The following is a 13,027-nucleotide window of genomic DNA, read 5'->3' as shown; positions in this document are numbered from 1 at the left end:
GTTCTTTGTGCAAAATTTTTGCTTTAACTCTCACCCTTAACGCAAATTCAAGCCTGGCTCATGCGGCGCTTTATCATTAAGTTAATGATAAAGTATTCAACTGGTAGCTAAAAAACCACAGGAGTGATGATAAATGGCAACCCCTCACCCGATTAAAGCCGCAATTTTCGATATGGATGGCTTACTGATTGATTCGGAACCATTATGGCTACAGGCCGAACTCGATATTTTCACCAATCTTGGTCTGGACACGTCCTCGCGTAATTCATTGCCCGATACTCTGGGTTTACGCATCGATTTGGTGGTTAAACTTTGGTTCCAAACCATGCCATGGCAAGGCCCGAGTCAGGCGGAAGTGTGCAACCGCATTATCGCCCGGGCAATAGAGTTGGTAGAAGAAACTCGCCCAGTGCTGCCAGGTGTTGAGTACGCACTGGATCTTTGCCGCCAACAAGGGTTGAAAATTGGTCTGGCGTCAGCATCCCCTTTGCATATGCAAGAGCGTGTGTTGGACATGCTAGGCGTTAGAGATCAGTTCGACTGTCTGGTTTCGGCCGAATATCTGCCTCACAGTAAACCGCATCCTGAGGTATATCTAAATGCTGCGACGGCTCTTGGTATCGACCCGTTACAATGCGTCACGCTGGAAGATTCGGTGAACGGTATGATTGCGACGAAAGCGGCACGAATGCGCTCTATCGTGATCCCATCGCCCGAATATCGCGCAGACCCGCGCTGGGTATTGTCTGATATTAAGTTGGAATCATTAGAGCAATTGAGTAAGAAAGATATAACGTAATATTACCATGTTGATCGTAGAGGGCGGTGGAGCCACTGACTCAACCGCCCGAATACCCTTAGAGGAAATCATCTCGCTTAGGGTTAAAGGTGTCGATTAAAATACTGTTATCTTCCAGAGATACCGCGCCGTGCATCTCATTTTTCACGGCACGATATGCATCACCCGCTTTCAATATGCGTTTTTGCCCTTCAATCTCCACTTCAAAGCTGCCTGCAGCAACATAAGCAATCTGGTCATGAATGTCATGTTTGTGTGCAGTACCAATGGCACCTTTGTCAAAGTGAACGCAGACCATCATCAGATCATCGCTCCAGGTCATTACTTTGCGTTTAATACCATTGCCCAACTCTTCCCATGGCGTTTCATCATTAATAAAGAACATCTTCATTGTCACACCTCATTATGCAGAATAAGTTTCTGATGTAGCGTAATCACAGTTTCACGCTGAATTCTGCCCATTCTACGGGCAAAATTGGCAGACAAGCCATAAATAATCCAAAAATCATGACATCCCTCAAAAAATAATAAAACATCATTTCATTTTTATTGAATTAACTTCCCGCAAACACTATCATCTCAGCATTACAAGAAACGCTCGGTCAGAAGTCAGACCAGTACAGGTTGTCAGCAACAATTTCGGCATCATGCGCTGGTTCACGTCTGGCTTGTTTTCTGCGCTGGGTTTTACCCACCAAGATACTGTTCTGTAAGAGAGGCACTGACATGCAAGTTCGTCAAAGCATCCATAGCGACCACGCGAAACAGCTTGATACTGCGGGTTTGCGTCGTGAGTTTTTGATCGAAAATATATTCACCGCAGATAAGTACACCATGACCTATAGCCACATCGACCGCATCATCGTCGGGGGTATTTTGCCTGTCAGCAAAGCGGTCAGTATTGGTGATGATGTCGGTAAACAACTGGGTGTCAGTTACTTTCTGGAACGCCGCGAATTGGGTGTAATCAATATCGGTGGCCCAGGACTTATCGTTGTTGATGGTCAGCGGTATGACATTGGCAACGAAGAAGCATTGTATGTGGGTAAAGGTGCGAAAGAAGTGCAATTCAGCAGTATCGACGGCGCAAAACCTGCCAAGTTCTACTACAACAGCGCACCAGCACACACCACTTATCCAAACAAAAAAATCACGCTGGCAGAGGCGGCACCGCAGACATTGGGTGATGATGCCACCAGTAACCGTCGCACTATAAATAAGTACATCGTGCCTGACGTGTTGCCAACCTGCCAACTGACCATGGGTTTGACCAAACTGGCTCCGGGCAATCTGTGGAATACCATGCCTTGTCATACCCATGAGCGCCGTATGGAAGTGTATTTCTACTTTGATATGGACGAAGAAACAGCGGTGTTCCACATGATGGGCCAGGCGCAGGAAACACGTCATTTATTAGTCCACAATGAACAAGCTGTGATTTCACCAAGTTGGTCGATTCATTCTGGCGTGGGCACTAAGCGTTATACCTTCATCTGGGGCATGGTCGGTGAAAACCAAGTCTTCGGTGATATGGACCACATCGCTGTTAGCGAATTGCGTTAAGCGTCACCAACCGAATCCGTCCTTTGGACGGTTTTCTCCCCAATATTGAAATCGCGGCAATCTTTGACCGCCTTGAGAGAGATGTTAGCTATGATTTTAGATTCCTTTGAGTTGAAAGGTAAAGTTGCACTGGTTACTGGCTGTGATACTGGTTTGGGCCAAGGCATGGCGATCGGTTTAGCCGAAGCCGGTTGTGATATCGTTGGCATCAACATTGTTGAGCCGCGTGAAACTATTGATAAAGTGACTGCTTTGGGCCGCCGTTTCCTTAGCCTGACTGCTGACTTGAGTAAAATTGAGCACATCCCTGCCCTGTTGGAACAAGCAGTCGCTGAATTTGGCCAAATCGATATCTTGGTCAATAACGCCGGTATCATTCGCCGTGAAGATGCGATCAACTTTAGCGAAAAGGACTGGGACGATGTCATGAACGTTAACATCAAAACCGTGTTCTTTATGTCTCAAGCGGTTGCCAAACAGTTCATCAAACAAGGCCATGGCGGCAAGATTATCAACGTGGCATCAATGCTGTCTTACCAAGGTGGTATCCGTGTGCCATCTTACACCGCATCGAAAAGCGCAGTCATGGGTGTAACCCGCCTGTTAGCTAACGAGTGGGCTAAACACGGCATCAACGTGAACGCAGTCGCACCGGGTTACATGGCAACCAACAATACCCAACAGTTGCGTAAAGATGAAGAACGCAGCAAAGAGATCCTTGACCGTATCCCTGCGGGCCGTTGGGGCTTGCCTGATGACTTGAAAGGCCCGGTGGTCTTCCTGGCATCTAAAGCATCTGATTATATCAGCGGCTATACCATTGCAGTGGACGGCGGTTGGTTGGCTCGCTAAGCCGATAATCATGACTAATTTGAGTTAAGGTCTATCAGGCGGTGTTATTCGCACTATTTTGACTCAAAGGCTCGTCGAGGCACAACTTCTGTTGTGCCTTTTTTATTATTTATTTATCAATTAGTTAACAAATAAATTCGCCAATAAATTCCTGCTAAAACTGCAAAAATAAAAAATTCAAAACAACGTTCCGACTTCGATCACACTTTTGTCATTCGCTCAATGACTCGTCAGTAAATACAAATATAATAGATTGTGAAACGACGTTTCTATTTATAAGGAACCTTAAACCGGTTCCATGCTGATAGTTGATGATGGGGTTATGGCGATGGATTTTGTAGGCAACATTAAAGGCAGCGACGCAATGATGGTTAACTGGCTCTGTGCTATTCGCAGCTATGTTGATCTGGTCCAGTCTGTTGGCCATAGTAGCCAAAACCCGACACCTCTGTTAGCTGATGGTTTTGATGTACTGACTCATCAACCAGTAGTGTGGGAATTCCCTGATGGGCACAAGACACCAATATCTAACTTTGCCAGCCAGCAAAACTGGCTGCGGACATTGGATGCCCTCAGTCTGGTGACTCAAGATCCGCAATATCACCAACAAGCACGGGTGCAAAGCAGCTATTTCATGCAGCATGGCGTTCATGACCAAAGCGGACTGTTTTACTGGGGCGGCCATCGTTTCCTGAATCTGGATACGTTAACAACCGAAGGGCCAGAGTCAAAAGCACAAGTACATGAACTGAAACATCATCTACCTTATTACGATTTTCTGGTCACTATTGACCGGGAAAAAACACTTAATTTTTTGCAAGGCTTTTGGCACGCCCATGTAGAAGATTGGCAAACACTGGATCTGGGCCGCCACGGTAGCTACGACAAGTTACGCGACCCGCATGTGTTCACTCATGCACGCCGCGATGTGGTTAACCCTACTGACTTGCCACGTCTTCCTGAAACCAAAGGCCTGACCTTTGTGAATGCGGGTACTGACCTGATTTATGCCGCGTATAAGTATGCTGAATATACGGGTGATATCGCCGCAGCGGCTTGGGGGAAACACCTCTATCGCCAATATGTGTTAGCTCGTAACCCGGAAACAGGTTTACCGGTTTATCAGTTCAGTTCGCCACAACAGCGTCGCCCTATCCCGGCGGACGATAACCAAACCCAATCTTGGTATGGCGATCGTGCCAAGCGCCAGTTTGGCCCAGAATTTGGTGACATTGCCCGCGAAGCAAATGTGCTGTTCCGTGATATGCGCCCACTACTGATTGATAATCCATTGGCGATGTTAGATATCTTGCGTCAACAACCCGATGCCCAGGTCCTGCAATGGGTTATTGATGGCTTAAAAAATTACTATCGTTTTGCTTATGACGTTGAGAGCAATACATTGCGCCCATTATGGAACGATGGGCAAGACATGAGCGGTTATGTGTTGCAGCGTGATGGCTACTATGGCGCTAAAGGTACCGTTATTTCGCCATTCCCATTAGACGTTGATTATTTACTGCCATTAGTTCGCGCCTGGCGCTTGAGTGAAGATGAAGAGCTGTTGGATCTAATTGGTGTATTACTGCACCGTTGGCAGTTTGCTGAATTGAATAAACAAAAACGCCGGGCATCATTGATGGTGGGTAAAAAACCCGCTGCCACTGCACACCTGTTGTTGGCCTTAATTGAACTGGCGGAGCACTGCCAATGTAGCCGATTATTTGAGTTAGCCTGGCAAGTTGGCGATGAACTCTTTAAACAACATTACCATCGCGGCCTGTTTGTTGAATCGGCTCAACACCGTTATTTCCGCATCGACAATCCGATTGCATTAGCAATATTGACCTTAATTGCAGCAAAACAAAATAAGTCTGCTGCTGTGCCTCAATTTATTACCAACGGTGGTTACATTCATGGAGATTATCGGGTGAACGGGGAAAACCGTACTCTGTATGATATCGATTTTATTTATCCGACGCTTTTGAATCAGTAATTTTATTTATCTTTCATGTTATTAAAAATAGGTAAGCATTATGAATGAAAACAGAATGCTGGGGTTAGCCTATTTATCACCTTATATACTTGGGTTGATAATATTTACGGCTTTCCCCTTTGTATCATCCTTCTTTCTCAGTTTTACTGAGTATGACTTAATGAACCCTCCTGTATTTAACGGGATCGAGAATTATCGTCATATGTTTCTTGAAGATGATTTATTCTGGAAATCCATGGGCGTGACATTCGCTTATGTTTTTCTGACTATTCCTTTAAAACTGGCATTTGCTCTAGGGATCGCTTTTGTACTGAACTTTAAATTACGCGGTATCGGCTTGTTCCGTACTGCTTTCTATATTCCATCAATCCTCGGCAGCAGCGTTGCAATTGCCGTGTTATGGCGTGCCCTGTTCGCCATTGATGGCCTGCTAAACAGCTTTATTGGTGTGTTCGGGTTTGACGCCATCAACTGGTTGGGAGAACCAGCGTTGGCACTGACATCTGTGACATTACTGCGTGTCTGGCAGTTCGGTTCAGCCATGGTTATTTTCCTTGCCGCATTGCAGAACGTACCGCAGTCACAATATGAAGCAGCCATGATCGATGGTGCCTCTAAATGGCAAATGTTTACGAAAGTTACCGTGCCACTGATCACGCCGGTTATTTTCTTTAACTTTATTATGCAAACTACGCAGGCGTTCCAAGAGTTTACCGCACCGTACGTTATTACCGACGGTGGGCCAACTCACTATACGTATTTATTCTCGCTCTATATCTATGATACAGCGTTTAAATACTTTGATATGGGATACGGTGCTGCACTGGCCTGGGTATTATTCCTGGTAGTCGCCCTCTTCGCCTCAATTGCATTTAAATCATCTAAATATTGGGTCTTCTACTCCGCCGATAAAGGAGGAAAAAATGACTGACGTACAACAAACTTCCAACCAGAAGAAATTAGATCTGGCGCAGGAAATTGCTGATGCGGAAATTAGCCGCACAGAACGCAAAGCAAAAATCAGTGCTGCTTTCCGCTACATCATTTTGATTATTGTCGGTTTGATGATGCTTTATCCACTGCTGTGGATGTTGTCTGCGGCGTTTAAACCTAATAATGAAATTTTCACCACATTAGGATTATGGCCAGAAAACGCAACTCGTGATGGTTTCGTTAATGGTTGGAAAACCGGTACTGAATATAACTTCGGTCACTACATGCTTAACACCTTTAAGTTTGTAATCCCGAAAGTCATTCTGACGATTATCTCTTCCACTATCGTGGCGTACGGTTTTGCACGCTTTGAGATCCCATGGAAGAAATTCTGGTTCGCAACATTGATTACCACCATGTTGCTACCAAGTACTGTGTTATTGATTCCGCAATACATCATGTTCCGTGAAATGGGCATGCTGAATAGTTACTTACCACTTTATCTGCCGACGGCCTTCGCCACCCAAGGGTTCTTCGTCTTCATGCTGATTCAGTTCCTGCGTGGTGTTCCACGCGATATGGAAGAAGCGGCACAAATTGACGGTTGTAACTCGCTACAGGTGTTGTGGTATGTGGTTGTGCCAATCTTGAAGCCGGCCATTATCTCCGTCGCACTGTTCCAATTTATGTGGTCAATGAACGACTTTATCGGCCCGCTGATTTATGTCTACAGCGTAGATAAGTACCCGATAGCGCTGGCTCTGAAGATGTCAATCGACGTCACCGAAGGCGCACCGTGGAACGAAATTCTGGCAATGGCAAGCATCTCCATTCTGCCGTCCATCATTGTTTTCTTCCTGGCTCAACGCTACTTCGTGCAAGGCGTAACCAGCAGCGGAATTAAAGGTTAATAGAGGATTTATCATGGCTGAAGTCATTTTCAATAAATTAGGCAAAGTTTACTCCAACGGTTTCCGCGCGGTTCATGGCATTGATCTGAAAATCCATGATGGCGAGTTTATGGTCATTGTTGGTCCATCAGGCTGTGCTAAATCCACCACCCTGCGCATGTTGGCAGGTCTGGAAACCATCAGTGATGGCGAAGTTAGAATTGGTGATCGGGTCGTTAATAATCTGGCGCCTAAATCACGTGGTATTGCCATGGTGTTCCAAAACTATGCGTTATATCCGCACATGACAGTGAAAGAGAATCTGGCCTTTGGCCTGAAACTGAGCAAGCTGCCAAAAGATCAGATTGAAGCACAAGTTGCAGAAGCAGCCAAAATTCTGGAGCTGGAAGATCTGCTGGACAGGCTGCCACGCCAGTTGTCAGGTGGCCAGGCACAACGTGTGGCAGTAGGCCGTGCGATTGTGAAAAAACCTGATGTTTTCTTGTTCGATGAACCGTTGTCGAACCTCGATGCCAAGTTGCGTGCATCAATGCGTATCCGTATCTCAGATTTGCATAAGCAATTGAAAAAAAGCGGGAAAGCAGCAACAACAGTTTATGTTACCCATGACCAGACTGAAGCCATGACGATGGGTGACAGGATCTGTGTAATGAAACTGGGCCATATCATGCAAGTTGATACCCCGGACAATCTTTACCACTACCCTACCAACATGTTTGTTGCAGGTTTTATTGGCGCACCGGAAATGAACATCAAACCGAGTACGCTGGTAGAAAAAGAGGGGCAAATTGGCCTGACAGTTGGCCAGTACACCCTGGTATTGAGTGAAAAGCAGCAAGCCAAAGTGGCCGCCCATGCCGGTGAAAAAGTGTTCTTTGGTGTACGTCCAGAATTTATTCGCATGTCCCAACAACCCTTTGCCAATAACCATTCGCAAGGTGAATTAGTTCGTGTGGAAAACATGGGGCATGAATTCTTCTTGTACATCAAGGTTGACGACTTTGAATTGACTTGTCGCTTACCGTCTGATGAAGCACGGCCAATTATTGAAAGTGGCCTGCATCGTACCGTGTACTTCCAGTTTGATATGGATAAATGCCATATCTTTGATGCAAAAACAGAAAAAAATATCTCTCTTTAACAGGAGCAGTACCCAATGAAAAAAGCGATCCTACACACGCTGATAGCATCCACTCTGGCTTTATTATCACATCAGGCTTTTGCACAAGATGATGTTAACCTACGCATGTCATGGTGGGGGGGCAATGGGCGTCATCAAATGACACTTAAAGCTCTGGAAGAGTTCCACAAGCAGCACCCAAACATTAATGTTAAAGCAGAATACACAGGCTGGGACGGTCACCTTTCTCGTCTGACAACGCAAATTGCGGGTGGAACTGAACCTGACGTTATGCAAACAAACTGGAACTGGCTGCCAATCTTCTCCAAAGATGGCACTGGCTTCTATGACTTAAATAAAGTGTCAGAGCAGTTGGATTTGGCTCAATTCGATCCGAAAGAACTGCAACAAACTACTGTTAATGGCAAATTAAACGGTATCCCGATTTCAGTGACAGCGCGTATTTTTTACTTCAATGACGCGACCTGGGCTAAGTCTGGTTTAGCGTATCCAAAAACGTGGGACGAATTACTTAACGCAGGTTTAGTGTTTAAAGAAAAACTGGGTGACCAATATTACCCTGTGGTATTAGAGCATCAGGATACTCTGGCATTAATTCGCTCTTACATGACACAAAAATACAACACACCGACTATCGATGAAGCTAATAAAAAGTTTGCTTATACACCAGAACAGTGGGTTGAGTTCTTTACTATGTATAAGAAAATGGTTGATAACCATGTGATGCCTTCCACTAAATACTATGCCTCATTCGGTAAAAGCAATATGTACGAAATGAAGCCGTGGATTAATGGTGAATGGGGGGGTACTTATATGTGGAACTCCACCATTACTAAGTATTCCGATAACCTGACTAAACCAGCAAAATTGATACTTGGCCCTTATCCGATGTTGCCAGAAGCCAAAGATGCAGGTCTGTTCTTTAAACCAGCTCAAATGCTCTCAATTGGTAAATCGACTAAGTACCCTAAAGAAAGTGCCATGCTTATCAACTTCTTGCTTAACAGCAAAGAAGGTGTTGATGCTATGGGCTTAGAGCGTGGCGTACCACTGAGTAAGACTGCTGTAACTCAACTACGTGCCAGCGGCGTGATTAAAGATGAAGATCCATCTGTTGCTGGTTTAAATATGGCATTAGAACTACCACATGAAATGAAAACATCACCATACTTTGACGACCCACAAATCGTTTCATTGTTCCGGGATGCAATTCAATATATCGATTATGGTCAGAAATCTGTTGAAGAATCTGCGGAATACTTTAATAAACAAGGTGACCGTATCCTGAAACGCGCCATGAGATAATATGTAATTCTATTTAACTTAAGTTGTCATTAAACCCTGCCATTAATTTGGCGGGGTTATTTTGTTTTATAAATAAAAAATAATAACCAATTAGATCGCCATCACAAATTAATATCTGATTAAAAAATTAATCGATAAGAAAGATCTGGATCACACAAATAATTATCTATATAAATAGAATATGAATCCACATAAAGTGAAACGTTGTTTCTTTGATTGTGGAATTGTTTTTTAGTCGTGTGTTGATTTTTATAAATTTGTTAATGATTGTTGTTTTAAATAACCATAACCCTGGGATTACATAAAAATGAAATTTAAATTACTTACTTTGGCAGTGGCATCTGTTATCAGTTTTAGTTCTGTTGCAACAACAATTGACTATCGGCATGAAATGAAAGATACCAGTAAATCTGATCATAAAGACCGTTTATTGATCTCCAACCGTTTTGCCAATGGTTTTGGTTTATCTTTAGAAGGGAAATGGGGCCAGCACAGCTCTGATACTACGCCGAATAAACCGTTTAATGAGCAAGTCAGTAATGGCACCGAAGTGGTTGCCAGCTATGTTTATCAATTCAACAAAACGTTCCAGATTGAGCCTGGCTTCTCATTAGAGTCATCATCTGACTCGAACAACTATCGCCCTTACTTGCGCGGTAAAGTGTCCTTCACTGATGATTTCTCTACTTCACTGCGTTATCGCCCATATTACAAGCGTAACCAGCCAGCTCAGAGCAAAGCAACAGAAAAAGGCCATGAGTTCACCATGCTGTTTGCTTATAGCTTCTTGAAAGACTATTCAGCGGAATACGAATTAAACTACAAGAAATCTGAAGATGAAATTCTGGCAAATAAAGAAAAAGAAGAATGGAGTCATGATCTGAAAATTGCTTACAAATGGGATAAAAACTGGAAGCCATATGTTGCTATCGGCAACGTAGCGGGTAGCAAAACGACTGACGAACGTCAAACTCGCTACCGTGTCGGTGTGCAGTACAGCTTCTAAGTATTATGTCGTTATGAGTACCCTCATCATTATTTGTTAAATTATGCCCATACCGTATTACTTTGGGGAAAAGTCGACTCCCGGTCACTTTTCCCCTTTTTTTATCTATGTAACGTCATTTCAGCCCTAGACCTGATATTTCCCCCCTGAATACTCACGCTAAACTCCCTGCACTCAGCCAGAGAAAAATGAGACATTTAGTTACAGCGTAACGGCTATCCACGCCAAGATAAATCTCATATACTGGATAAATCAACAGCTACAGATTCGGAATTCAAGTATGACAGGGGAAGGACACCTTATTTTTTCTGTCGCCTGCGCTATCTTTGCCAAAAAAGTCGGTCTAACACCGGAACTGGCACAGGGTGACTGGTGGCATATTATACCTGGCGCCCTGCTAACTTCCCTGCTACCCGATATTGATCATCCAAAGTCAATCCTTGGCCAGCGGTTAAAGTGGCTCTCTACCCCCATTGCCCGCGCATTTGGCCATCGTGGGTTTACCCATAGCCTCTTGGCAGTTATCGGTGGTGTGGCACTATTTCAAATGGACATCTCACGCGATTGGATTATTCCCGCAGATGCGTTCCATGCAATGATTATTGGCTATTTCAGCCATTTGCTGGCAGATATGCTCACACCTGCTGGTGTACCGCTGTTATGGCCTTGCCGCTGGCGATTCTGTATTCCGCTATTACGCCCACAAAAAGGCAATCAATTAGAACGCGTATTCTGTGTTCTATTAGTTTGTTTTTCCGTCTATTGGCAAACTGATACCACCATTCCCCTGCTATCCTATATGGAACAATTGAAAAACTTTCGATTGTGATCACATTTTAATGGGTGAATAATCACCAATCTGAATATATTCCATACAAATCAGGCGAAAAATTTATATGCCATTCTTTTTGGATATAAGTGAGCCTGAAAAGGAACTGCTACCATATACGGCTAATTGCACCATGACGGTGCTTGGCTCTGTTCTAGATAAAAATAGCAATAGAATATGTAGCCAGTATTTAAAATAATAATTTGGAGATATGGGGATGAACCTTCCGCTTGTGATTAACGTGCTGGTATTTGTAGCACTGCTATTACTATTGGCACAAACCCGCCATAAACAATGGAGTCTGGCTAAGAAAGTCTTGGTTGGCTTGGCACTGGGTGTGCTATTTGGTCTGGGCTTGCAATGGGTATACGGTGCTGATAACCCGGTACTGAAAGAGTCCATCACCTGGTTTAATATTGTCGGAAATGGTTATGTGCAATTATTGCAAATGATTGTTATGCCGCTGGTATTCGCCTCAATATTGAGCGCTGTCGCTAAACTGCATAATGCCTCTTCGCTAGGCAAAATCAGCGTCCTGACAATCGGTACTTTGCTGTTCACTACGCTAATTGCTGCCCTGGTTGGGGTGCTGGTTACCAATCTGTTTGGTTTAACCGCAGAAGGTCTGGTGCAAGGTACGCAAGAAACGGCACGTTTGAGTGCCATTGAAAGTAACTACTTAAGCAAAGTGACGGACTTGACAGTACCGCAGTTGATCCTGTCATTTATTCCGAAAAACCCGTTTGCCGATTTGACCGGAGCCAGTCCGACCTCAATTATCAGCGTGGTTATTTTCGCGACTTTCCTCGGTATTGCCTCACTGCAACTGCTGAAAGATGATGTTAAGAAAGGCCAACGCGTATTAGTGGCTATCGATACACTGCAAGCTTGGGTAATGAAACTGGTTCGTCTGGTCATGAAGCTGACGCCCTACGGCGTATTGGCATTAATGACCAAAGTTGTGGCCGGCTCTAACATTCAAGACATTATCAAGCTAGGTAGCTTTGTCGTTGCCTCCTACCTTGGCCTGGCAATTATGTTTGTGGTTCACGCTGTGTTGCTGTCATTGACCGGCATCAATCCGTTGAAATTCTTCCGCAAAGTCTGGCCGGTTCTGACCTTCGCCTTTACCAGCCGTTCCAGCGCGGCCAGTATTCCGCTGAATGTGGAAGCTCAAACCCGCCGCTTGGGTGTCCCTGAGTCTATCGCCAGCTTCTCTGCCTCCTTTGGTGCCACCATAGGGCAAAATGGCTGTGCTGGTCTTTATCCTGCAATGCTGGCCGTTATGGTTGCGCCAACGGTAGGCATCAACCCGCTGGATCCAGTATGGATTGCCACACTGGTGGGGATCGTAACCATCAGTTCTGCCGGTGTTGCGGGTGTTGGTGGTGGTGCAACCTTCGCCGCACTGATTGTGTTGCCTGCACTGGGCTTGCCAGTCACATTGGTTGCTTTATTGATCTCTGTTGAGCCATTGATTGATATGGGCCGGACCGCGCTGAACGTTAGCGGTTCAATGACCGCCGGTACCATTACCAGCCAATTGATGAAACAGACAGATAAAGAAATTCTCAACAGTGACGACGATGGCGATTTAGCGCATCAATAAACAACGCTAATTAGCCACTCTATTGTCATTATTCAGAAAGCCAGTCAGTAAAATGACTGGCTTTCTGCGTTTAAACAGCCATT

The 13,027-nt window shown here is 44.7% G+C and carries 13 protein-coding genes; 11 read left to right on the top strand and 2 right to left on the bottom strand.

Annotation, left to right across the window (positions count from 1 at the left end; translation table 11 throughout):
- Positions 1-133 precede the first annotated feature (133 nt).
- The gene (gene hxpB / locus EL015_RS09690) at positions 134-799 is read left to right on the top strand and encodes a hexitol phosphatase HxpB (RefSeq protein WP_005182915.1); all 666 of its coding nucleotides are present in this window, start codon (positions 134-136) and stop codon (positions 797-799) included.
- A gap of 58 nt (positions 800-857) precedes the next feature.
- Here the strand turns inward: hxpB and EL015_RS09685 are convergent, their stop codons facing one another.
- Together EL015_RS09685 and EL015_RS22040 are read right to left on the bottom strand one after the other, a co-directional pair.
- Positions 858-1,190: a cupin domain-containing protein gene (locus tag EL015_RS09685; RefSeq protein ID WP_032905805.1), complete on the bottom strand. Its 333-nt coding sequence runs from the start codon at positions 1,188-1,190 to the stop codon at positions 858-860.
- Positions 1,191-1,401: 211 nt separating this feature from the next.
- Positions 1,402-1,527, bottom strand: coding sequence for a hypothetical protein (locus EL015_RS22040; RefSeq protein ID WP_005182924.1), 126 nt, complete (start codon positions 1,525-1,527; stop codon positions 1,402-1,404).
- On the opposite strand from EL015_RS22040, the gene kduI reads away from it, so the two are divergent.
- The 10 genes from kduI (at position 1,526) to EL015_RS09635 (ending at position 12,944) form a co-directional block, all read left to right on the top strand.
- On the top strand, positions 1,526-2,362 hold the full coding sequence (gene kduI / locus EL015_RS09680) for a 5-dehydro-4-deoxy-D-glucuronate isomerase (RefSeq protein ID WP_005182922.1): 837 nt from the start codon (positions 1,526-1,528) through the stop codon (positions 2,360-2,362). The genes EL015_RS22040 and kduI overlap by 2 nt on opposite strands.
- Before the next feature lie 90 nt (positions 2,363-2,452).
- Positions 2,453-3,214: a 2-dehydro-3-deoxy-D-gluconate 5-dehydrogenase KduD gene (gene kduD / locus EL015_RS09675; protein ID WP_005182925.1), complete on the top strand. Its 762-nt coding sequence runs from the start codon at positions 2,453-2,455 to the stop codon at positions 3,212-3,214.
- Positions 3,215-3,542: 328 nt separating this feature from the next.
- The gene (locus tag EL015_RS09670) at positions 3,543-5,210 is read left to right on the top strand and encodes a pectate lyase (protein ID WP_032905892.1); all 1,668 of its coding nucleotides are present in this window, start codon (positions 3,543-3,545) and stop codon (positions 5,208-5,210) included.
- A 40-nt stretch (positions 5,211-5,250) separates the two neighbouring features.
- The gene (locus tag EL015_RS09665; RefSeq protein ID WP_005182931.1) at positions 5,251-6,141 is read left to right on the top strand and encodes a carbohydrate ABC transporter permease; all 891 of its coding nucleotides are present in this window, start codon (positions 5,251-5,253) and stop codon (positions 6,139-6,141) included.
- Entirely contained in the window at positions 6,134-7,054 is a 921-nt protein-coding gene (locus EL015_RS09660) for a carbohydrate ABC transporter permease (protein ID WP_050413732.1), read from the top strand. The genes EL015_RS09665 and EL015_RS09660 overlap by 8 nt, the downstream gene beginning before the upstream one ends.
- A 13-nt stretch (positions 7,055-7,067) precedes the next feature.
- Positions 7,068-8,195 (top strand): ABC transporter ATP-binding protein, encoded by a 1,128-nt coding sequence (locus EL015_RS09655; RefSeq protein WP_005182933.1) that lies wholly within the window; start codon positions 7,068-7,070, stop codon positions 8,193-8,195.
- Positions 8,196-8,210: 15 nt separating this feature from the next.
- A complete protein-coding gene (locus tag EL015_RS09650) occupies positions 8,211-9,500 on the top strand; it encodes an ABC transporter substrate-binding protein (protein WP_005182934.1) in 1,290 nt (429 codons plus the stop codon).
- A gap of 307 nt (positions 9,501-9,807) precedes the next feature.
- Positions 9,808-10,506, top strand: a complete 699-nt coding sequence (locus tag EL015_RS09645; protein ID WP_005182935.1) for an oligogalacturonate-specific porin KdgM family protein — start codon at positions 9,808-9,810, stop codon at positions 10,504-10,506.
- Positions 10,507-10,786: 280 nt separating this feature from the next.
- Complete coding sequence (locus tag EL015_RS09640) at positions 10,787-11,335, top strand: metal-dependent hydrolase (RefSeq protein ID WP_005182936.1); 549 nt, start codon at positions 10,787-10,789, stop codon at positions 11,333-11,335.
- 217 nt (positions 11,336-11,552) lie between these two features.
- On the top strand, positions 11,553-12,944 hold the full coding sequence (locus EL015_RS09635) for an L-cystine transporter (RefSeq protein WP_032905806.1): 1,392 nt from the start codon (positions 11,553-11,555) through the stop codon (positions 12,942-12,944).
- Positions 12,945-13,027 lie beyond the last annotated feature (83 nt).

It is taken from the genome of Yersinia intermedia (genome assembly GCF_900635455.1).
Taxonomy (GTDB): Bacteria; Pseudomonadota; Gammaproteobacteria; order Enterobacterales; family Enterobacteriaceae; genus Yersinia; species Yersinia intermedia.
This window is presented reverse-complemented; position numbering and strand designations above follow the sequence as displayed.

Excerpts from the sequence above, each read along its gene's own strand:
- kduI (WP_005182922.1), top strand. The coding sequence starts at position 1,526 with ATGCAAGTTCGTCAAAGCATCCATAGCGACCACGCGAAACAGCTTGAT.
- EL015_RS09670 (WP_032905892.1), top strand. The coding sequence starts at position 3,543 with ATGGATTTTGTAGGCAACATTAAAGGCAGCGACGCAATGATGGTTAAC.
- EL015_RS09640 (WP_005182936.1), top strand. The coding sequence starts at position 10,787 with ATGACAGGGGAAGGACACCTTATTTTTTCTGTCGCCTGCGCTATCTTT.
- EL015_RS09655 (WP_005182933.1), top strand. The coding sequence starts at position 7,068 with ATGGCTGAAGTCATTTTCAATAAATTAGGCAAAGTTTACTCCAACGGT.
- EL015_RS09685 (WP_032905805.1), bottom strand. The coding sequence starts at position 1,190 with ATGAAGATGTTCTTTATTAATGATGAAACGCCATGGGAAGAGTTGGGC.
- kduD (WP_005182925.1), top strand. The coding sequence starts at position 2,453 with ATGATTTTAGATTCCTTTGAGTTGAAAGGTAAAGTTGCACTGGTTACT.
- EL015_RS09660 (WP_050413732.1), top strand. The coding sequence starts at position 6,134 with ATGACTGACGTACAACAAACTTCCAACCAGAAGAAATTAGATCTGGCG.
- EL015_RS09650 (WP_005182934.1), top strand. The coding sequence starts at position 8,211 with ATGAAAAAAGCGATCCTACACACGCTGATAGCATCCACTCTGGCTTTA.
- hxpB (WP_005182915.1), top strand. The coding sequence starts at position 134 with ATGGCAACCCCTCACCCGATTAAAGCCGCAATTTTCGATATGGATGGC.
- EL015_RS09645 (WP_005182935.1), top strand. The coding sequence starts at position 9,808 with ATGAAATTTAAATTACTTACTTTGGCAGTGGCATCTGTTATCAGTTTT.
- EL015_RS09665 (WP_005182931.1), top strand. The coding sequence starts at position 5,251 with ATGAATGAAAACAGAATGCTGGGGTTAGCCTATTTATCACCTTATATA.
- EL015_RS22040 (WP_005182924.1), bottom strand. The coding sequence starts at position 1,527 with ATGTCAGTGCCTCTCTTACAGAACAGTATCTTGGTGGGTAAAACCCAG.
- EL015_RS09635 (WP_032905806.1), top strand. The coding sequence starts at position 11,553 with ATGAACCTTCCGCTTGTGATTAACGTGCTGGTATTTGTAGCACTGCTA.